The organism is Vibrio sp. 1557 (assembly GCF_033340175.1).
In the GTDB taxonomy this organism is placed as follows: domain Bacteria; phylum Pseudomonadota; class Gammaproteobacteria; order Enterobacterales; family Vibrionaceae; genus Vibrio; species Vibrio alginolyticus.
In genome coordinates, this window is the sequence record NZ_JAWOVZ010000010.1 from 1 (window position 1) to 20,786 (window position 20,786).

Genomic DNA, 20,786 nt, shown 5'->3' on the forward strand with positions numbered 1-20,786 from the left:
TCGCGAAATTTCGCAGTCGCGACGCCAGAGACCGAGGGTTAGATCATGCCTAGCATTCACCTTCCGGCCGCCCGCTAGCGGACCCTGGTCAGGTTCCGCGAAGGTGGGCGCAGACATGCTGGGCTCGTCAGGATCAAACTGCACTATGAGGCGGCGGTTCATACCGCGCCAGGGGAGCGAATGGACAGCGAGGAGCCTCCGAACGTTCGGGTCGCCTGCTCGGGTGATATCGACGAGGTTGTGCGGCTGATGCACGACGCTGCGGCGTGGATGTCCGCCAAGGGAACGCCCGCCTGGGACGTCGCGCGGATCGACCGGACATTCGCGGAGACCTTCGTCCTGAGATCCGAGCTCCTAGTCGCGAGTTGCAGCGACGGCATCGTCGGCTGTTGCACCTTGTCGGCCGAGGATCCCGAGTTCTGGCCCGACGCCCTCAAGGGGGAGGCCGCATATCTGCACAAGCTCGCGGTGCGACGGACACATGCGGGCCGGGGTGTCAGCTCCGCGCTGATCGAGGCTTGCCGCCATGCCGCGCGAACGCAGGGGTGCGCCAAGCTGCGGCTCGACTGCCACCCGAACCTGCGTGGCCTATACGAGCGGCTCGGATTCACCCACGTCGACACTTTCAATCCCGGCTGGGATCCAACCTTCATCGCAGAACGCCTAGAACTCGAAATCTAACGTCCGTTCGGGCATCGAGGTCCATGTCGGGGTGGGACGGGCCCGTGGCTTCAAGATCACTTGCAGTCCGACCGCGATGTCTTGGTTGCGCGAGAGGTTGTCGATATCCTCCACTTCCATCATCAACCCTGGATAATGCCGCCGCCGTCATCGCCGCCGACGCCCGTGCCGGGCTTTTCGGGCCTGTCAGGCTTGCTCGGCCTTCAGCCTGCCTGGGCGAGATCTCCGGCGGACGGATTAACGGCGGAGCTTCGCCGCCTTTCGTGCGTGTGAAGGCCGAAGATAGTTCTCTCAAAAACATCCGTTTATGAGAGATACCAAATGTCATTTTCAGAAGACGACTGCACCAGTTGATTGGGCGTAATGGCTGTTGTGCAGCCAGCTCCTGACAGTTCAATATCAGAAGTGATCTGCACCAATCTCGACTATGCTCAATACTCGTGTGGGCTCTGTTGCAAAAATCGTGAAGCTTGAGCATGCTTGGCGGAGATTGGACGGACGGAACGATGACGGATTTCAAGTGGCGCCATTTCCAGGGTGATGTGATCCTGTGGGCGGTGCGCTGGTATTGTCGCTATCCGATCAGCTATCGCGACCTTGAGGAAATGCTGGCGGAACGCGGCATTTCGGTCGACCATACGACGATCTATCGCTGGGTCCAGTGCTACGCCCCGGAGATGGAGAAGCGGCTGCGCTGGTTCTGGCGGCGTGGCTTTGATCCGAGCTGGCGCCTGGATGAAACCTACGTCAAGGTGCGGGGCAAGTGGACCTACCTGTACCGGGCAGTCGACAAGCGGGGCGACACGATCGATTTCTACCTGTCGCCGACCCGCAGCGCCAAGGCAGCGAAGCGGTTCCTGGGCAAGGCCCTGCGAGGCCTGAAGCACTGGGAAAAGCCTGCCACGCTCAATACCGACAAAGCGCCGAGCTATGGTGCAGCGATCACCGAATTGAAGCGCGAAGGAAAGCTGGACCGGGAGACGGCCCACCGGCAGGTGAAGTATCTCAATAACGTGATCGAGGCCGATCACGGAAAGCTCAAGATACTGATCAAGCCGGTGCGCGGTTTCAAATCGATCCCCACGGCCTATGCCACGATCAAGGGATTCGAAGTCATGCGAGCCCTGCGCAAAGGACAGGCTCGCCCCTGGTGCCTGCAGCCCGGCATCAGGGGCGAGGTGCGCCTTGTGGAGAGAGCTTTTGGCATTGGGCCCTCGGCGCTGACGGAGGCCATGGGCATGCTCAACCACCATTTCGCAGCAGCCGCCTGATCGGCGCAGAGCGACAGCCTACCTCTGACTGCCGCCAATCTTTGCAACAGAGCCTCCGTCGCCATGCTCACCTCGCTTTGGTGCACACGAGTATTGAGCATAGTCGAGATTGGTGCAGATCACTTCTGATATTGAACTGTCAGGAGCTGGCTGCACAACAGCCATTACGCCCAATCAACTGGTGCAGTCGTCTTCTGAAAATGACAGCCACCTCCCCGATCCTGCCGCTTTTCACGTAAAATAACCCGTCAAAATATCAAGGAAAGAAAAGGCGCGTTTTTTGGAGGTTACATGCTGATAGGTTACGCCAGGGTATCAAGGGACAAGCAAGAAACGGCGCTGCAACTGGACGCCCTGGACAAGGCCGGGTGTCAGCGCGTTTACGTTGAGAAGCTATCAGGGGCCAGCACAGAACGCCCAGAGCTTGAACGGTGCCTAGATACCTTGAGGGAAGGGGATACGTTGATTGTGTGGCACTTAGACCGACTGGGAAGGAGCATCAAAGACCTGATCGAGATAGTCAGCTCGTTGAAGCGCCAGGGGATCGGGTTCCGCTCCCTAACCCAATCAGACATAGACACCACAACGGCGAACGGGGCTCTAGTGTTCCATGTGTTTGCGGCCTTGGCTGAATACGAACGCGCACGACTGCAAGAGCGCACACGGGCCGGGTTGGAGGCAGCAAGGGCAAGAGGGCGACGCGGTGGGCGACCCTTGGCCATGTCAGATGAAGACGCCAGGAAGGCAAGGGCCATGCTGTCGGATGTAGAGATAACGAAAGCTGAAGTTGCAAAACACTTTGGGGTTCTAGGGATTTTCCCCTCTAAAGTAACATAAATCGCCACAACCCTCGCAGTTAATGGCTTGTGGAGCTGGGTTACCTTTCATTTTAGACTTCATTTTCAACAATAGGCCTAGTTATTTCCTGTAAATCAGGTAGTTTGCGGTTACTAGCGAACTGATAAGTGCCGCTCAGATTAATGTTCTGCCATGCAACGGGTGATACTTGTCGAGTTATTGCTGCTTTTTCCTCGTCACCAACTTCTTCAAAGTGCAGTAATAGATGACTTAGGATCATCGAGTTAAAGTAGATAATAGCATTTGCCGTCAAACGGGCACACTCGTTCCAGACGACTATTTCTGATTCGTTTTTTCCACGGAACTGGTCACGATTGACCGATGCAATAGCTCGCCTGAGGAAATGCCAGGCTTCGCCTCGGTTCAGTGCTCGTTGAACATATTGGCGCAGACTTGCATCATCAATATAATCAAGTAAATATTGGGCTTTGATGAGCCTATTATATTCCGTTAATGCTTGTAATATAGGGTGTCTAGATGGATAACCAGATAATTTGCGTACTAGCAATGCCTGTGTTGTGCGTTTTTCTTGAAGGGATAACACAATACGCTGAATATCCTGCCAGCCTTCTTCAATCACATTCATTTTTATCGGCTTTTTCAGCGCCAGATGCGTGTTTCCGTCGTCGCTTTCAGTTACGTTAAATAGGTCATTGATCACACTGGTGAACTGAGCATACCTAGGCGCAAAACTATAACCGCATAAATCCAATAAGGCATAATTAACATGATTAACACCATGGGTGTCGGTTGAGAGGACATCTGGCTTAAGATCACTAGTATTAGATTGTAGTAAGTCGTAAATATAATGGGACTCATGCTCATTAGATCCTATGATACGGGCATTTAACGCACTATGATTGGCAACTAACGTCATGGCCGTAATACCTTTGTTGGTGCCGAAGTATTTCGAGGAGTAGCGAGTTTTAAAAGTCTCAAGGTGAGTTTCAAATTTTTGCCCATCGGTACTGGCGTGCAGGACGTCTTCTTGGATGTGATAGTGGCGGAAAATAGGGAGTGCCGCTACTGCGTTATTGATGATATCACTAGCCTCTTGCAAGGTTTCAGGCCTAATATAATTAGCTTGTATAGTGCTTAGATGCTCATAACTGCGATCAGATATTTGTGCCATCCCATATACGCCGCGATGTGTCGCATTCGCAATTAGAATAGCCAATAAATCATCCTGATTGGCGCCTACTTGTTTTTGTATTGGCAGCACGTGTGCGAAGCATTGCATAAAGTTGGTTTCTTGTTCAACATAACGCAACACATCAGCAATACTGACGGGGATCATTTGTTTAAAGAAAGGGTTGTTGACAAGTGATTGGGAGCCTTTAACTGGCAGTCGCCATCGTGTGCCACTTCGGCTCTTCATGATCACATTGCGGTTATCACCATTATCAATGTGACGAGCAACATCTTCTAGGGATGTTGTTAAGCGTATTTGTTTTACTTGCAGTAGCTTCTGAATCGGCTGCTTTAGCTTTTCCAATGTTGATGATGCCAATAGATCAGGCTGTATTGACGATGCAATTAAGTCGTCTTCTAGCGCACGATATTTAGTGACGTTTGATAAGTAAATTCGACCATTAAGCCGAGAAGCCAGTTGACGGTAAAGCAACCATTCGTATCGCTGTGGATGAACAACATCCTTGTTAATTAACCATGGACGATGTTTTTGTTGGATAAGTGTACTATCCATTGTTTGCAATGTATTACCTGCTAATAGTTCTGTTTTTGTGGTTTTGAGCTGGGTCACTAATGCTTCTGAGCCTTTACCTGCTTGGCACTGAGGGATCCCCTCATAATTTCCCCAAAGCGCAACCATGTTTGAATAGATTTTGAGCAAGCAGGATTGCAGCTACGAGCAAGTCTTCCCTCGTTATTGTGTAGCCAGAATGCCGCAACACTTCCATGCCTAAGCGCACTGTTGAGAGTACATTTCGATTCCTGACAGTGTTTGCTTGGAAGTGTTTATCCCAACCTTGTTTCTGTGAATGTACGCCAACAAGCCAAAATGTCAGTTGAAGCATTAGGGCGATCAGTAGCATGATATCAAAGCGCTCTGGGCTGCTAGTTCTGCTATGTCGGAGTCCTAGACCGTATGCTTGGCTTTTTAAGTCTCGGAAGGTTTCTTCTATCTGCATACGCTTTGAGTAGATCTTAACAAGTTGCTTGGGTGTTCGAGTTTCAACGGGCAAGTTAGTCGCTAAAACCCATGGTTCTTTTGTCGAAGCGGAGTAGATTTTAGGTGATGGATGATGACAATTGGTCCGTGTCGAACGCTGATTTTTTCGGCCTTTAGGACGTGATTTATACAGTGCAATTTGACATGAGATTGGGTTGCTCTTAGTCAACCTCTTATAGCCTAAAGTTTTTGTTCGACTTGAAGAGGTGCCATGTAAGTTGCTGATAGGTTGCCAGTTTTCCGCACCTAAATCTGCATATTGCACTTTCCCTCTCACTCGACTTAACCAGTACCAACCTAGCTTTTCAACGGATTTATACCATGGCACTTTAAAGCCTGCATCACTGACAATAAGCGGTGTAGTGTTACTCGGTAGAATGCTTGCGAGGTCGGCTAAGAATTGGTCATGAGCCGCCTTTGAACATTGCTCTGAAAGCGGAAACGCTTTCTCATAAAGAGTAATAGAACGACCATGTAGTGCCACCGAAGCCCGCAATACCATAAGCCGTTTTTGCTCACGAATATCAGACCAGTCAACAAGAACAATGGGCATCGAATTACCTGAACAGATAAAGCTGGCATGCCAACGGTATACAGCGAGTCGCTCTTTGTGCAAGTGACGATTACCTAACAATCTGTCGATTCGTTTGATGTTATGTTTTGTTCTGGCTTTCGTTGGCAGGTTACGACCAAGTTCGGTAAGAGTGAGCGTTTTACATTCAAGTAATGCGTGGCAAGCCAGCGTTAAACTGTTGAGTCGTTTTAAGTGCAATTCAGGGCAGAATTGGTAAAGAGAGTCGTGTAAAATATCGAGTTCGCACATCTTGTTGTCTGGTTATTGATTTTTCGCAGAACCATTTGATCACATGACAAGATGTGCATCTACCTTAAATTTATGATTTTTATCAAAATCATTAGGGGATTCCTCAGGGCTAAGCCCTTAACAGCATTATCAATCTGTCTTGTATAAGGCTGTAACTGATGATACACCGTCAGTTCTTTTTTTAGCTCTGTCACCATAACGCTTTTTGCACCGGCTCGAAGCTGGCTTAAGGAGAGCCCATCTTTGTCATCGATAATAGTATTTAGAAATCCGTGTAGTTCAGATGAAACATGAATACGAAGCTTATTATTTAACGCCTTCTTGACCTGTTGGATAACACGACTGATAAGCTTTTGTAAGACAGTATATTTAGGGATGGCAATTCTATGCGTTGCTAGATATTCAGCGGCTGCATCGAATAGATAACGAGGCTCAAGCCAAGCTTTGCCGACCATAACAAGATGTTCGTACAGCGGCGCAAAGTGCAGACTTTCGTCCCATTTCTGATAGTTTAATAACCTCAGTATTCTTTGATATATACGGTCACGCTGCATCTTATTAATGCTGAAAGGCCTGATCCCTTTGCCTCCTTGAACTTGCGTTGAAATAAACTGCATATCGTCAAAGATGAGGTTAAAGCTAGGTGAAAGAATCACAGGCTTAGACTTAAAATACCCTAATAACGCAATGAAATAGCATCGGTGGTTCCTTAGGCGAATACTTTTCAACTCTGTTAACTCGATCTCGTTTGGCGTAAAATACAATCGTTGTTGTTCAAGTGATAATAGCGGCGGAGAATATAGATCAAGCTGCTCAGCTTTGGTAAGAATTGATAGTTCGTTTTTAATTAAATTAAGTTTAAGGGGTTGTTAACCTCATAATTTGCCATACTTTGGAGAAGTAACCCACCTTTGTATGCCTTTAAATATGGTGAGTATGGCGATTTATGTTACTTTAGAGGGGAAAATCCCTAGAACCCCTATCTGGAACGGCAAGGCCTGCTGGAACGGGATGTCGAAAACAGCTATCTGGCCTCGGATGCGGTGGATGACGACCCGATGACACCCCTGCTGGGGCACTCGATCACTTACCGTATCGCTGTCGGTTCACAGGCGGGGCGAAAGGTGTTCACTTTGCAAACTCTGCCGACCAGTGGTGATCCGTTCGGTGACGGGATTGGCAAGGTAGCCGGGTCCAGCCTGCACGCCGGCGTGGCGGCCAGGGCCGATGAACGCAAGAAGCTCGAACGGCTGTGCCGGTACATCAGCCGCCCGGCGGTATCCGAGAAGCGGCTGTCGTTAACACGAGGCGGCAACGTGCGCTACCAGCTCAAGACGCCGTACCGGGACGGCACCACGCACGTCATTTTCGAACCATTGGATTTCATTGCAAGGCTGGCCGCCCTGGTACCGAAGCCCAGAGTCAACCTAACCCGCTTCCACGGGGTGTTCGCACCCAACAGTCGGCACCGGGCGTTGGTCACGCCGGCAAAACGGGGCAGGGGCAACAAGGTCAGGGTGGCTGATGAACCGGCAACACCAGCACAACGGCGAGCGTCGATGACATGGGCGCAACGGCTCAAGCGTGTTTTCAATATCGACATCGAGACCTGCAGCGGCTGCGGCGGCGCCATGAAAGTCATCGCCTGCATTGAAGACCCTATAGTGATCAAGCAGATCCTTGATCACCTGAAGCACAAAGCCGAAACCAGCGGGACCAGGGCGTTACCCGAAAGCCGGGCGCCACCGGCTGAGCTGCTCCTGGGTCTGTTTGACTGACGAGCCTGAAGGCCAACGATACCAATCAAAATGCTGCGTTCACAGCGCCGCGGCAGGGATCCGCCGTGCTGGTTGTCGGAAAAGGAGCCGCTAGTGGGAAAGAGGAGGGTAAATTTTCAGCGTTGCTGGCTCCCCGTCAGCCGGATTGGGTTGCATCGCAGGGGTGTCGAAAGAGTCAACTGCGGTCCAAAGCTGTTGGACTTGGGTGAAAAGGGCGTTTATTCTTCCTATACGTATGATTCAAACTGCAGATGAGTTACATTTGAAAGAAAAGGTGAAAAAACCAATTGAGAAATTATTGCATGTGCTTAATGCCTCAAATAAAAAATTAATTATTCAATACCGATCATTATGAAACTATCATTAATTGTTGCCATGGATAAAAATTTTGGCATTGGTAAAGACAACGATTTGTTATGGAAATTGCCGGCTGATATGAAATTCTTTAAAGAAACTTCAACAGGTCATGTAGTAATAACCGGACGTAAAAATTATGAATCTATTCCTGAGAAATTTAGACCCTTGCCAAATCGTGAAAATGCCGTTTTAACTCACCAAATCGGCTATCAAGCACCAGGAGCTCATGTCTTTTTTTCACTTACTGAATGTTTAGAGTTCTATAAAAATGAAACCGAAAGAACTGTTTTCATCATTGGTGGGGGACAAATTTATGCAGAAGTTATGCAGCGAAACATCCTTCAAGAAATGTATATCACACAAGTAGATGGAGTGTTTGACGCAGATACTTTTTTTCCTAAATTTTCTGAATCTGAGTGGAATAGTGAAACTGTACTGAAACAGGGTATTGATGAAAAACACGCTTTTGCTTTTGAAATAAAAAAATATACACGTAAATAACTCTAAAACTTACTGTTTTTGTTGAAATGTTTTGTATGTAACGGTTTCAAAACTTCAACGACCTTACTAACTTTGCCTCCTTATGATTTTATGTATAGCTGAAAAACCTTCTGTGGCAAAAGATATTGCCGAAGTAATTGGTGCAAAACAACGCAACAACGGCTTTTATGAAGGAAATGGCTATTGGGTAACCTGGACTTTTGGCCATCTGTGTACATTGAATGAACCCCATGATTACAAAGAAAATTGGAAATACTGGAAATTGGAAGATCTGCCAATTGTACCTAAAAAATTTGGCATTAAACTAATTGATAACGATGGAGTAAAAAGGCAATTTGCTGTTATTGAAAAATTGGTAGCATCTTGTTCTGAAGTCATCAATTGCGGGGATGCCGGGCAGGAAGGGGAGTTGATACAAAGATGGGTATTGGCACCTGGTCAAGAAAGCGGGCCATACCCACCAAGTGGCCAAGACGGGCGCGGTCACCCTGATCCAGCGTTTTGGATCGGCGCTCAATCTGAATGTTCACTTCCACATGCTGTTTCTCGACGGTGTGTATGTCGAGCAATCCCACGGCTCAGCGCGTTTCCGCTGGGTCAAGGCGCCGACCAGCCCAGAGCTCACCCAGCTGACGCACACCATCGCCCACCGGGTGGGTCGCTATCTGGAACGGCAAGGCCTGCTGGAACGGGATGTCGAAAACAGCTATCTGGCCTCGGATGCGGTGGATGACGACCCGATGACACCCCTGCTGGGGCACTCGATCACTTACCGTATCGCTGTCGGTTCACAGGCGGGGCGAAAGGTGTTCACTTTGCAAACTCTGCCGACCAGTGGTGATCCGTTCGGTGACGGGATTGGCAAGGTAGCCGGGTCCAGCCTGCACGCCGGCGTGGCGGCCAGGGCCGATGAACGCAAGAAGCTCGAACGGCTGTGCCGGTACATCAGCCGCCCGGCGGTATCCGAGAAGCGGCTGTCGTTAACACGAGGCGGCAACGTGCGCTACCAGCTCAAGACGCCGTACCGGGACGGCACCACGCACGTCATTTTCGAACCATTGGATTTCATTGCAAGGCTGGCCGCCCTGGTACCGAAGCCCAGAGTCAACCTAACCCGCTTCCACGGGGTGTTCGCACCCAACAGTCGGCACCGGGCGTTGGTCACGCCGGCAAAACGGGGCAGGGGCAACAAGGTCAGGGTGGCTGATGAACCGGCAACACCAGCACAACGGCGAGCGTCGATGACATGGGCGCAACGGCTCAAGCGTGTTTTCAATATCGACATCGAGACCTGCAGCGGCTGCGGCGGCGCCATGAAAGTCATCGCCTGCATTGAAGACCCTATAGTGATCAAGCAGATCCTTGATCACCTGAAGCACAAAGCCGAAACCAGCGGGACCAGGGCGTTACCCGAAAGCCGGGCGCCACCGGCTGAGCTGCTCCTGGGTCTGTTTGACTGACGAGCCTGAAGGCCAACGATACCAATCAAAATGCTGCGTTCACAGCGCCGCGGCAGGGATCCGCCGTGCTGGTTGTCGGAAAAGGAGCCGCTAGTGGGAAAGAGGAGGGTAAATTTTCAGCGTTGCTGGCTCCCCGTCAGCCGGATTGGGTTGCATCGCAGGGGTGTCGAAAGAGTCAACTGCGGTCCAAAGCTGTTGGACTTGGGTGAAAAGGGCGTTTATTCTTCCTATACGTTGTCGGCAGCGGGCCAAAAAGGAATACGTCCATGCCCATCGAGGTGAAACCGGCTGTGAGCGCGGGTTCAAGCATATAGCCCGACAGGCGCGTATCCTTGCCGATCACGACACGATGGCGGTGGTCACCGCGACGAAAGACACGGCCAGCCGCCATGCCGACGCGCAAGGCGGTTTCCGCCGTCATCGCGCCTTCGTTGGCTTTGCCACGAATACCGTCTGTGCCGAAATATTTGCGCACCATAAGGTCGATTATCCTGTCGTCGGGTCGCCCTCAAAGGGGACATGCCTGCTGAACCGCGAATATAGAGAAATATCCCGAATGTGCAGTTAACGAATTCTTGCGGTTTCTTTCAGCGCCGCCAATACCGCCAGCCCGTCGCGCAAGGGGCGCGGCTCGTGTGTGCGGATGAAGTCAGCTCCACCTGCGGCGGCGGCAAGCTCTGCAGCGAGTGTCGCGGCCCCGACATCCCCCGGACCACGGCCTGTGAGCGCGCGCAGAAAGGATTTGCGCGAAACAGACAGAAGCACCGGCAAATCGAAGCGCAGCCGCAATTCATCGAACCGCGCCAGCACCGAGAGCGAGGTTTCGGGAGCAGCCCCCAGAAAAAACCCCATGCCGGGATCAAGGACAAGGCGGTTGCGTTTGATACCGGCACCCGTCAGCGCCGCGATGCGCGCGTCAAAGAACGCCGCAATGTGATCCATGATGTCGCCAGCGGGTGCCTCGCGCCGATCTGCCTGCCCGTCTTGCACCGAATGCATAACGACGAGTTTGGCAGATGATTTCGCCAATTGCGGATAGAACGCAGCGTCTGGAAAACCGCGAATATCATTGAGATAGGCCACACCACGCGACAAGGCATAGGCTTGCGTCGCGGGTTGATAACTGTCGAGCGAGACGGGAATGCCATCTGCCTTGAGCGCGTCCAGCACCGGCGCGATACGCGCGATTTCTGTGTCGGACGAAACAGGCGCGGCGTCGGGATTGCTGGATGCCGGACCGAGGTCGATCACATCTGCCCCCTCGGCCATCAGCTTACGCGCCTGCGCAATGGCTGCGTCTGGCGCCAGATACCGGCCTCCATCGGAGAAACTGTCCGAGGTTATGTTGACGATGCCGAAAATGATGAGCGATTTATTCATGGGGGCTTCTATAATAATAATAATCGAGCATGAGTCTCATACGGATGCTCGGGTCGAAAGGGAATCCCCAGGCGAGTAACCTGTTTGCGGTGATCCATTAGCTGCAGGAGCAGAATAGCATACATCTGGAAGCAAAGCCAGGAAAGCGGCCTATGGAGCTGTGCGGCAGCGCTCAGTAGGCAATTTTTCAAAATATTGTTAAGCCTTTTCTGAGCATGGTATTTTTCATGGTATTACCAATTAGCAGGAAAATAAGCCATTGAATATAAAAGATAAAAATGTCTTGTTTACAATAGAGTGGGATACAGACACGCTTGATATGTTTGGAGATCAGCCATGACAGATCCACTCAAAGCCCTTTTCGGCAAGCCTGATTACTCCCATATCGTAAGGGACACCACGGCCACTATCAGCATCACAGCCGCTGAAATGGCCGCTGTTTTGGAGGCTTACGACAGGGGTATAGACACGCTGGACGGCACCACCAGAACGGCGCTGGATTCCGTTATATCGAAACTCAAGGACGAGGTATGGCCATGAGCATGTATTACATCAAGACAGGTCTGGAGTACTGGAAACCCAAGGGCTACGGGTACACCAAGAGCCGCGAGGAGGCGGGGGTTTTCACCCTCAAGGACATGGAAGAATTGAACCTCGATGGCTGCACCCTGGAACGCGCCGAAGTGGCGTTCCTGGACGAGGACGGCCCCAGTCCCGACCTACCCCACCGCGTCACCCTGCCCCGCGATTGAGCGGGGCGCTGGAGGGTTTCAAAGGGGCACCCTTTGGCACGGGATATGTGTCAAAAACGGAGTTTTTGTAAACATATCCGACGTGCCTGTAAATCCGCGCGATTACTGCCAGCCCTTACACCCCGGTTGCTTAGGGTTGGTTGAAAGTGGTTTAGGGTTGGTTGAAAGTGGTTTAATGTTGGTTAAACAATGGTTTAAGGTTGTTCAAGGTTGGTTAAAGTTGGTTGAAAAGGGTTAACGGCCCCTGCTGCGGTCGCTGCGCTCCCGTTCCCGCTTGGCCTTGAATCGCTCTTTGATCTGCTGGGCGCGCTCCTGCTTCTCCTGCTCGTTCTCCTGCCGCAATTTCACCGCCTGCCGGATCAGTCCCGCTACCTGATCCTTGGATAGCCCCTTAAACGGCTCCTGAAGGGCCTGTAAGCGTTTTTGCTGCTGGGCTAGGGTTTCCCTTAGCTCCTTGGCTCTTCGCTCGTTCTGGGCGCTTACAGCGGCTTTCTCGGCCATCGGCTGCACAGACCCCATTATTTTGGCGTTCAACCTTTGCGCCACCCCTTCGACCGTCTCCACGGCTCCGAACACCTTCTCGGCCAGTGACACCCCCTTGACCTTCTGGGGTTTCAGCTCGTCAGGCGTCAGGTGTGGCACGTCTCGGCCTGCCTGCTGGATCGCCCCATAGTGGGTTTTAACTCGCTGGTGTGTGGCCCTGCTGCCCTCGATGCCCCGTTCAAGCCCCAGATCGGCCACCCGTTCGGCGTAGCTGGTCTGGTCCTGGCTCATCTTCGTCCGGTTGCCAATGAACTCCTTGGCACTCAGGCGCCCGTCAGCCGTCCGAGGCACCACGAACGCCGACAGGTGCGGGGTCAGCTCATCCCGGTGGATCGTGGCCGTGACCACGTTCTCAGCGCCGTACTTGTCGGCCAGCCACTCGGTCGATCGCTTGAAGAACTCCCGCTGCTGGTCGGCGCTTGCGGTCTGCCACCACTCCGGCGAGGCGCTCATCACGTATTCGACCGCCAGCACCGCATCCTTGCGCCGCTTCTCCGGCAACCGCTCCCTGAGCTTGCCCATCGCCTCATCGGTCGATCTGGCCGCCAGGTGATCGTTGTCCGGTGTGCGCTCCTGATCGGCGTTCGGCGTCTCGCGGTCGCGGTAGCAGTGCTGCAACGCAGCCGCCACCGTGCCCATGCTGTTGAGCTTCTTCGCCCTCATGATCGCAAACGCCATCCGTCCCCCTCCGCACTGTCAGATTGCTGCCAGCCCGTCGAGGTACGAATGTGCCTCCGGCGGGCCACTTCTTTGAAGTGTATACTCACTAGACTTTACTCCGTAAAGTACGTGACCGCTACGCGGTTGCAGCGGCCTGCGGCCTTGCTCTACGGGCTTCGCCCTGCGCCTCCCTTCGGTCGTTGCGAACACCTTGGGGCGCTGCCCCAAACCCCGCGTTCGCCACGTGGCAGGGGTGCAGGTGGCCGCGCCGCTTCGCTCTGCTCTACCTGCCCCCTTGCCTGAGCGTGGGGGTCACTCCATCACGTCAAGGGTTCGCTTCGCCGGGTGCTCACCCGATCCCTTCCGCTTCGCTCCAGGGCTGCGGCTTCCGCTCCCGCCCTTGACGCTGCCGGAACGACCCAGCCTCTGGCTCTGGGGTTGGGAACGAAGGGAGCGCAGCGACCGCAGGCCCCAGCCCCCGAGCCTCACGGCGGCGAGTGTGGGGAGTCCAGAGGGGCAAAGCCCCTTTGGGCCTAGCGCAGCGGAAACAAACCCTCTCGCCTCTGGCGAGGCATTAACTCCAAGGGAGCGCAGCGACCGTCAGCAGGGTGCCAAGCGAAGCGCCGGCGGGACGGCAGTCCCTTAGAGGAGAAGGGGAAAAATACTAAATGGGGTTTGTTGCCCATCCCCTCGAAATTAACCTTAAGCCTGTTTCTTAAACAGTAATTTGAGTGTTAAACAATTATCAAAACGTTTTAAATTTTTTGATCTTTACTTAAAATTAGGGGGCGCAAAGTTTTTCAATAACTTACATCAACTGAGGTTTATATCGAGGGGATGGGCGCAAAACCCCAATCTATTTATAGGCGCTTTTGGAGAGCTTCTAAATCAACCGACAACGTGGATGTTGATTTTGGCTGTAACACTATTATTTGTTGCCAAAGTATTTTCACGCCATATCAAAGGGAAAATAGGCGAGTGGGCTTTATCAAAAATATTAAATAAAAAATGTGGTAATAATTGCATAGTACTTGATGATGTTACTCTTGAAGTTTCCGATGGAGATACTACTCAGGTGGACCATGTTGTTATTTCCCCAGCTGGAATATTTGTCGTTGAAACAAAACATTATAAAGGCTGGATTTATGGCAAGGAATCAGATCAATTTTGGACTCAAAAGATATTTAAACGTAGCTACAAGTTTCAAAATCCGTTCAGACAAAACTATAAGCATGTGAAAGCAATTCAATCTCTTTTGCCTAGCATTCCCCAGGAAGCGTTCTACTCGATTGTAGTTATGGTAGGTGAGTGCGAATGGAGGAGTAAAAACACACCAAAGCTACTATTCACATCCGGTTGGAAGGCCGCAGATTATATTTATGAACAATCCAAGGAAAGCTCTTTTATCGACATTAATAGTGTTTATGAGAGTCTAGAGTCTGCACGTTTAGAAAAGGGGCTTAAAACTAACTTTAAGCATGTGAAAAACCTCAAAGCTAAACATCGTGCTTGAACTTAGCACTCAGGGCAGTGTAGTAGCGGTTTGCATCCTACACTGCCATCAGTCACACTCCTTTTCATGTTCTTTGTGAACGGCTCTTTTCATTGCGGCAGGGTGAACATAAAGGTTTGCTTTACTCTCATCACTATCAAGAATCTCAATATAGAAATGACCATGTTCTTCGGCCAACGCTGGTATTTGCTTCCATTTTGAAGAGTTCACAGATAGAGCAATTGGGGCTACTTGCCTCCCATTATCGTCAAAGCCATTATCAATGTGATCAGCTAACAAATAAACTCTATTCGAAACGACAGCAGTATTTTCTTTAAATAACTCACTGTAAATAGCTAACGTACTCTCAATTAAGTTGAGGAATCCGTAAAACTTTTCAACATCATTGCCATAATTATTAACAAGAGATTTGAGCCTCCACAATTGCTCTTCCAACTTGTCACCTTTCTGCCCAGCGTAAATAAGAGCTTTAATATCTTTTCTTGTCTCCTTGTATGCTGCTTTTTTGAGTAAGGATTTCAGATAACGCATAACAATCGCATTTCGCTGGTGGAGAGGCACAAACCGACGTGTATCGCTACATTCCATATAAAGGTGTAACAATGTATTGATTACTAAGTCATTTACCAATTGTGGATAATCACCTCTTTTTCTTCTCATTTATCACACCTCGCACTTAAAGAGTTGGTTTAGAACTGGTGTACCGAAAGTACAGTAATCGGTACACCTTACAACCTGTTCATTCTCGATTTAAACCATAATAACATCCTTAAATATCAGTCTGTTATGATTATTTATCTAGATGCAAAACAATCAAACTGTACCGCCATTCAATTCTAACGTATTAAAGGTACACTTGTTTGTAACTGTACCGTATTTGGCATACTATTGACGGTATACTTGATTTTTTTGAAGAGAAATGATTATGGAAAAGCGGCAACAAAGTCCTGCATTGACTTATTCAGACGTAAAAGGTGTCTGTGACCGTCTACATGCTTCCGGAGAAAAGATAAGCGGCAATCGAGTGATCGCAGAACTTGGCAGAGGTTCCAAAGGAACGGCTCTAGGCTTTGTTAGGCAGTGGCGTGAAGAGCTCGAAGCATCCCAGGCTCATTTAATGGAATCAATGGGATTCAGTGATGCATTTGCTGACTCATTTATGAAAGAGATGGGCAGGTTTCAAACTGCTATTGAATCTCGCTTTGAAGAAACGCTACGTGCTGCTAAAAGTTCCGAAGCAGAGGCTCTTTCTGCCTTAGCTGATGCTGAAAGCAAAATAGAGCGCCTTCAATTTGAAGTTCAAAAGAAAGAACAGTTGGCACAGGAACATAGCGAACAACATGCAGCGGCCAAATCATCTTGGACTACTACTGAACAGACACTGCGTGATCAACTAGAAGAAAAGAGTAGGGTGATTGTTGAACATCGAACTCAGATTGACCGATTAACCACAGACTTAGCCAAAGCGGAGATGCGTCTTGAGGACAGCAGTAAGCTGGTAGAAGAGGCTCAATCTAACCGTGAACAACTACGCTCTGAGTTAAAAGATATCCGCGAAAAACTCACCCAAGCAGAAACACAAAACGCGACTATAAGTGCTCAAAATGAAGCACTCCGTGAATCTTTAAAAGCAGAGAAAGAATCGCATCAAACAACTCAGGATAGAGTTAACCATCTTCAAGAGCGGCTTATGCAATCAGAGAAAGGGTTGGGGCGACTGGAGACAATTAGCGAAGCTCTCGATACCGAAAAAGCAGCTCACGCGGCCACTTCAAAAGCAAAAAGCAAACTTGAATCTGATTTGAATTCCGAACGCAAAGCTCATATCAGTACAAAGAAAAAATTGTCGCAACTTGAGGTGAAAGATTAGTTATGAGCGAAACTAAATTGTTTGGTGAAGCTTTTAAAATCTATAACAAACACCAGCGTGTTGTAGTTCAGTTCCAGTATACAGAGACCCAAAAGGATGAATATCCTTCGGTCACAATCGAGATTGCGCCACTTCTTGGCACTGATGCAAACTGGCAGGAAAAAATTTCCGTCCAGTTGACAAGGTATGAGCTTACCAGCTTTACTCAGGTACTGTTCGGCCTTGCTCGTTTATCTGAGGGGGCTTATCACGGTTCTAAGCGTAACAAAGGTTTCAAATTACAACATAATGGACCCGAAGGGATTTCACTATCCTTATCAGAAGCAGGGCAGGTTAAACAGTGTTTGTTTAATCCGCAAGAACGTACTGAATTAGGTTCGTTTATCATTCGACGTCTTGCTATGGGATGGAAAATGACGGTTGCTGATGTGTTGGCAATACTCCGCCAAAGCGCTTTGCTTGAGAGAACAGCTAAAAAAACAGAGAGCTAGCGTTTTGAAACCATAGCGATCATCAGCAATATTACCCACCAAGGCATAGAAAATACAATTGTGGCAGACATAATAGATACACTGTAAAGCCAATAACCAACCACCATTTCGGTTAGTGGATAATAAGCCTCGAAAATGAAGACAATCCCCGTTAATAACACTCCTACGGCTATCGCTCCCTTCCATGCGCTCTGCATATCAGCTTTGCTTGGTGTCGAGTGAAACGCCACAACGCTGCTGATCAGCATCCAGAGCCAGAACTGAGGCTCCGAGCTCACGGAAAGAATCGCAATACCAGCACCAGAAATGCCGTACTGCACAGCATAGAAAGCATCTTTGACTGGATCGCCCGTTATTCCCATAGGAATTTCTACTATGCGCCAAGCCAGCGTATCCAATAAGCCTGGAAGCATTAGCTTTGTAGTTAAGTATATGACTGCACCAGCTCCTATCAAAGGAGCAATACCAATAAAGAAAAGCCCGACATTTTGCAACGGTGACAACACGTTCCATTGATGCTCGACGTATCCCAAGCGGCCATGCCCAGCTGTGTATTCAAAAAACTTTATTTTGGTTATTCGGTGCCGAAAAAGGAACGCCGCAATAGCATGACTGAGTTCATGAATAGGCACTCCAATAGCTGCTGTAGCTAAGTACACCCCCCGGCTGGCTTTATTGCGAAGCGCAATAGGGGTTAACAACTTTCCAATAAGGTTTTGAATAATGACCACCAGCACAATGGGCTGCAAACCAACTAAAAACCATGTCAGAAATGATACGAGCATGTTAAATTACCAACCTCTTACTTGCATTTCGCATTTGCTCATCTTTGATGCGAATATACCTTTGAGTGGTAGTAACGCTAGCATGTCCCATCATATCCTTTAAGGTCATGATATCAACGCCAGTTTCCAATAAGTCGTTCGCGTAAGTCCGACGCAAATCATGAGGAGAGCAATGCTCTAACCCAGCTTCCATTCGTCGAGTTCTCAAGATTTCGTAGATTGCCTGATCTGTCATTCGACTGTCTTGTACATCATCATGTCGTCGAATTCTTGGAAAAAGAGGCCCAGGCTGTTCACCTCGAACATCATTAACCCACAATTTTAATCTTCTAAGCGTTCCGTCGGGCATAAAGGCCAATCGTTCTTTATTACCTTTACCCATAACTGTAATTGCTTGTTCTCGCCAATTTATATGGCCTAGATCTAGGGCCACTATTTCACCTCTCCTTAAACCGCAGCCTAAAAGCACCCCAAAAATTGCACTATCTCTAACTCCTTTACATCGTGAGTCTTCATCACACACTTTGAAAAGCTGGGCAACTTCATGACGTTCTAGCGCTCTCCCTTTGGGAATTCTTTCGCCACGCACATTCTTTATTTGCTTGATATGGTGATAACTTTCCATATCAATCTGCTTCATTGTCCATGCTTCAAGAGCGACGCCTTTTAACCCAGCAAGATAGGTGTTAATGGTGTCTGGAGCTCTTCCTGCATCAATAAGCAAGTCAATAATACCCTGGACATGGTGGCGTCTCATTGTCCCCCAGTCACAATGAAACATGCTTTGGTTGCCCGTCATTTTGGCTACATTATTCAGGAAGTAACCCATTTTTTGACGGCTAAGCTTTGAGCGGAGACTAAGTAAATAGGCTGATGCCGCGTTAGTTTTTATACTGCTCTTAATCTGTTCTGCGGTGATCAGCTCTCCTTGTTGTTCCGCAGTTATTATGTTGTTAGCGTGATATTCCATGTTGGTTTCTCTTCTTTTCATGCACGTTGTATCGAGAGTAGGGGCCACATTCACTGATTATTTTTTAAGCCCTAAAGCTACCATCAATAAATCTACGAACTTCTGGGATATTGTTGGTTGCTTTTCTTCTTTAGGAGCTTTAGCAGCTTGTTCATATTGCTGGATCAAGGGTTCAAACCGTACTGGATTACATAGCAATTTATATACAGTCATATTTGGGCTCTCAATTGGTTTATTGCTTTCAAAACCGAACTGATCCACCAGGTATTTAGCAACAGCTCCACTGCGTGAACGACCAAAATAGCAGTGAACGTAGATTTTATTCACTCCAGAAGAGATTAGTTGAGATATGAAATTTTTTAGTTTCTCTGCCTGTTCTGAATCAATATAAGAACAATAGCGCATTCGAAACTCATCTTTATGGATGTGGATAGCGTCTTCACTATAGCCTCCATCAAAAAAAGAATCTCTGTATATCAGCTCCCAGGAACCTAGTTCAGCTAAAGGTTTTCCCGGATCGGTGATAGAAATCATTGCTACTCCGGGCTCTGGGTGAATAGTCTCAGCCTCTCTCTGGCTAACAAAAATAACTTTTCCGTTACACATTGGCTTCTCTTCGAGTGTTCTTTTGGGACAATAAAGGGAATTTTGTCTTTGTTTTGTTAGAACAGCTTTGTATCTGGCTGTTTTTTAATTACTTTTACTCTTTGTTCGTTTGGTGCAATCTTGGTTTTGCTCGCTGTTTCACTAGAACAGTCAATACCTGCTTGCGTCTTTGGGGTGGGAATCTAATAGTTCTTTGGCCTGGCGTTCACCTTCTGCTGTATTAACTGGAAGGGTTGTATAAACACCATAATGGCGCATGTCTACAATATAGTCTCTACAGCATAGAGCTACATTATGAACTTTGCCCTCTGCATCGAGACCACCAAAGGTATGACATGGCTGAGTAAACATTCGCTTGCACTTTGAGCAACGAGCGCTGTTTTTGTTGATCACTCTACTTAGAACTTTTTCAAACTTTGTTTTATTTAGCATATGTTACCTCCAGAACCTAAGCATCTTCCGTGACCGCGTAACAAATAAAATCCATAGCTGCTCGTTAACACCGTGCTCAAGAGTATGTTTTTTCATGTCCTCTTTTAGTTTATAGAACTCCCTTTTAAACAAGACATGCCGTATAAGGGTAACTGCAAAACCAAGAGTTGAAAGTACTGCTGCTACTAGTGCCATTTCAGTTAAATCCACGATTTTCCGCCTCCGTACCTTGTTGTGCCGAAATATGAAAATAAAAGTGTGTAGGTAAAATAAAGTTTGCCAACATACAACTCTATGTAGAATAGAGTTCGCCAAAATGGATAACGCCACTGCTAAACCACCCGGTATATCATGGTTTTAGAATAGGACGGCTATCGTTCCTTTTATCCACTCAAAAAGGTGCTTATACGTGACTTTATGCCCCTCGTGCGCGAAAAGTGAGTCGCAAACTATTCGACCTTTAAATTTTACAAGCTCTACTTTGGAAAAGGTACATTTTCGTAAGTAGAGAATTTAAGGTTAATATTACACCAGTTATTGGCTGTTCTGGAACAATAAAGTTTGTACAGTGACCAGAAAGTTTGTACATAAAGGCAGGTTTGGAATAATAAAGTTTGTACACTAATTTCTAACCTTCGCTAAATCAGAACCTTAGAGACCATGAGTTTTGTAGGGCAGAGCTAGGTCCAGACGCAGCAGCAAGCAGACAATACGCGATAGTAACAAAACTTTATTGTACCGATTGCTGTAAGTGCCTGATCTACTGTCCTAGCTGTGTACAAACTATATTGTGCGAAAACATTGGCTTGTGGCGACAAAAAAGTCCTCCCTCAGGTTGCATATTTCACCACCAGCCAATCCGGT

At 48.7% G+C, this 20,786-nt stretch carries 17 protein-coding genes and 5 pseudogenes; 12 read left to right on the plus strand and 10 right to left on the minus strand.

Features of this window, described 5'->3' with window-relative positions; all coding sequences use genetic code 11:
• The first annotated feature begins 180 nt into the window (after nucleotides 1-180).
• The 3 genes from R7070_RS13300 (at nucleotide 181) to R7070_RS13320 (ending at nucleotide 2,789) form a co-directional block, all read left to right on the plus strand.
• Nucleotides 181-681 (plus strand): GNAT family N-acetyltransferase, encoded by a 501-nt coding sequence (locus R7070_RS13300; RefSeq protein WP_000376623.1) that lies wholly within the window; start codon nucleotides 181-183, stop codon nucleotides 679-681.
• A gap of 506 nt (nucleotides 682-1,187) precedes the next feature.
• Nucleotides 1,188-1,952, plus strand: coding sequence for an IS6-like element IS6100 family transposase (locus R7070_RS13310; protein WP_001389365.1), 765 nt, complete (start codon nucleotides 1,188-1,190; stop codon nucleotides 1,950-1,952).
• Between the two features lie 291 nt (nucleotides 1,953-2,243).
• Entirely contained in the window at nucleotides 2,244-2,789 is a 546-nt protein-coding gene (locus R7070_RS13320; RefSeq protein ID WP_109376060.1) for a recombinase family protein, read from the plus strand.
• Between the two features lie 52 nt (nucleotides 2,790-2,841).
• Here the strand turns inward: R7070_RS13320 and R7070_RS13325 are convergent.
• From R7070_RS13325 to R7070_RS13335, 3 genes and pseudogenes are all read right to left on the minus strand, one after another.
• A pseudogene (locus tag R7070_RS13325) lies at nucleotides 2,842-4,605 on the minus strand (Tn3-like element ISKox2 family transposase); the annotation flags it as partial.
• Between the two features lie 10 nt (nucleotides 4,606-4,615).
• The gene (locus tag R7070_RS13330; RefSeq protein WP_072666889.1) at nucleotides 4,616-5,824 is read right to left on the minus strand and encodes an IS4 family transposase; all 1,209 of its coding nucleotides are present in this window, start codon (nucleotides 5,822-5,824) and stop codon (nucleotides 4,616-4,618) included.
• Nucleotides 5,825-5,928: 104 nt separating this feature from the next.
• Nucleotides 5,929-6,672 (minus strand): annotated as a pseudogene (locus R7070_RS13335) (DUF4158 domain-containing protein); the annotation flags it as partial.
• Nucleotides 6,673-6,804: 132 nt separating this feature from the next.
• On the opposite strand from R7070_RS13335, the pseudogene R7070_RS13340 reads away from it, so the two are divergent.
• The 4 genes and pseudogenes from R7070_RS13340 to R7070_RS13350 form a co-directional block, all read left to right on the plus strand.
• Nucleotides 6,805-7,602 (plus strand): annotated as a pseudogene (locus tag R7070_RS13340) (IS91-like element ISVsa3 family transposase); the annotation flags it as partial.
• Nucleotides 7,603-7,947: 345 nt separating this feature from the next.
• Nucleotides 7,948-8,460: a dihydrofolate reductase gene (locus R7070_RS13345; protein WP_086371372.1), complete on the plus strand. Its 513-nt coding sequence runs from the start codon at nucleotides 7,948-7,950 to the stop codon at nucleotides 8,458-8,460.
• An 82-nt stretch (nucleotides 8,461-8,542) separates the two neighbouring features.
• Nucleotides 8,543-8,878 (plus strand): annotated as a pseudogene (locus R7070_RS26800) (toprim domain-containing protein); the annotation flags it as partial.
• A gap of 13 nt (nucleotides 8,879-8,891) precedes the next feature.
• Nucleotides 8,892-9,920, plus strand: a pseudogene (locus R7070_RS13350) (IS91-like element ISVsa3 family transposase); the annotation flags it as partial.
• A 175-nt stretch (nucleotides 9,921-10,095) separates the two neighbouring features.
• Here the strand turns inward: R7070_RS13350 and R7070_RS13355 are convergent.
• Both R7070_RS13355 and sul2 read right to left on the minus strand, forming a co-directional pair.
• Nucleotides 10,096-10,398, minus strand: coding sequence for a phosphoglucosamine mutase (locus R7070_RS13355; protein ID WP_000251875.1), 303 nt, complete (start codon nucleotides 10,396-10,398; stop codon nucleotides 10,096-10,098).
• Nucleotides 10,399-10,484: 86 nt separating this feature from the next.
• On the minus strand, nucleotides 10,485-11,300 hold the full coding sequence (sul2, locus tag R7070_RS13360) for a sulfonamide-resistant dihydropteroate synthase Sul2 (RefSeq protein ID WP_001043260.1): 816 nt from the start codon (nucleotides 11,298-11,300) through the stop codon (nucleotides 10,485-10,487).
• A 336-nt stretch (nucleotides 11,301-11,636) separates the two neighbouring features.
• Between sul2 and R7070_RS13365 the strand changes: the two genes are divergently transcribed.
• Together R7070_RS13365 and R7070_RS13370 are read left to right on the plus strand one after the other, a co-directional pair.
• Nucleotides 11,637-11,840 carry a hypothetical protein gene (locus tag R7070_RS13365; protein ID WP_000131876.1) on the plus strand — a complete coding sequence of 68 codons (204 nt, stop codon included), beginning with the start codon at nucleotides 11,637-11,639 and terminating at the stop codon, nucleotides 11,838-11,840.
• Nucleotides 11,831-12,052 (plus strand): hypothetical protein, encoded by a 222-nt coding sequence (locus tag R7070_RS13370; protein WP_001251694.1) that lies wholly within the window; start codon nucleotides 11,831-11,833, stop codon nucleotides 12,050-12,052. The genes R7070_RS13365 and R7070_RS13370 overlap by 10 nt, the downstream gene beginning before the upstream one ends.
• 234 nt (nucleotides 12,053-12,286) lie before the next feature.
• Here R7070_RS13370 and mobV read toward each other — a convergent pair whose 3' ends face one another.
• Nucleotides 12,287-13,273 (minus strand): MobV family relaxase, encoded by a 987-nt coding sequence (gene mobV, locus R7070_RS13375; RefSeq protein WP_000852935.1) that lies wholly within the window; start codon nucleotides 13,271-13,273, stop codon nucleotides 12,287-12,289.
• Nucleotides 13,274-13,982: 709 nt separating this feature from the next.
• Here mobV and R7070_RS13380 point away from each other — a divergent pair.
• The gene (locus tag R7070_RS13380) at nucleotides 13,983-14,768 is read left to right on the plus strand and encodes a nuclease-related domain-containing protein (RefSeq protein WP_101905929.1); all 786 of its coding nucleotides are present in this window, start codon (nucleotides 13,983-13,985) and stop codon (nucleotides 14,766-14,768) included.
• A gap of 48 nt (nucleotides 14,769-14,816) precedes the next feature.
• Here the strand turns inward: R7070_RS13380 and R7070_RS13385 are convergent, their stop codons facing one another.
• Complete coding sequence (locus tag R7070_RS13385; protein ID WP_014386795.1) at nucleotides 14,817-15,428, minus strand: DUF2913 family protein; 612 nt, start codon at nucleotides 15,426-15,428, stop codon at nucleotides 14,817-14,819.
• Between the two features lie 265 nt (nucleotides 15,429-15,693).
• Between R7070_RS13385 and R7070_RS13390 the strand changes: the two genes are divergently transcribed.
• Both R7070_RS13390 and R7070_RS13395 read left to right on the plus strand, forming a co-directional pair.
• A complete protein-coding gene (locus R7070_RS13390; protein WP_014386794.1) occupies nucleotides 15,694-16,638 on the plus strand; it encodes a DNA-binding protein in 945 nt (314 codons plus the stop codon).
• Between the two features lie 2 nt (nucleotides 16,639-16,640).
• Nucleotides 16,641-17,129 carry a hypothetical protein gene (locus R7070_RS13395; protein WP_032073030.1) on the plus strand — a complete coding sequence of 163 codons (489 nt, stop codon included), beginning with the start codon at nucleotides 16,641-16,643 and terminating at the stop codon, nucleotides 17,127-17,129.
• Here the strand turns inward: R7070_RS13395 and R7070_RS13400 are convergent.
• The 3 genes from R7070_RS13400 to R7070_RS13410 are packed head-to-tail and all read right to left on the minus strand — an operon-like array spanning nucleotide 17,126 to nucleotide 19,490.
• The gene (locus R7070_RS13400) at nucleotides 17,126-17,914 is read right to left on the minus strand and encodes a hypothetical protein (RefSeq protein WP_014386791.1); all 789 of its coding nucleotides are present in this window, start codon (nucleotides 17,912-17,914) and stop codon (nucleotides 17,126-17,128) included. The two genes, R7070_RS13395 and R7070_RS13400, sit on opposite strands and share 4 nt — an antisense overlap.
• Before the next feature lies 1 nt (nucleotide 17,915).
• On the minus strand, nucleotides 17,916-18,884 hold the full coding sequence (locus R7070_RS13405) for a tyrosine-type recombinase/integrase (protein WP_014386790.1): 969 nt from the start codon (nucleotides 18,882-18,884) through the stop codon (nucleotides 17,916-17,918).
• Between the two features lie 57 nt (nucleotides 18,885-18,941).
• The gene (locus R7070_RS13410) at nucleotides 18,942-19,490 is read right to left on the minus strand and encodes a dual specificity protein phosphatase family protein (RefSeq protein WP_014386789.1); all 549 of its coding nucleotides are present in this window, start codon (nucleotides 19,488-19,490) and stop codon (nucleotides 18,942-18,944) included.
• Between the last annotated feature and the right edge of the window lie 1,296 nt (nucleotides 19,491-20,786).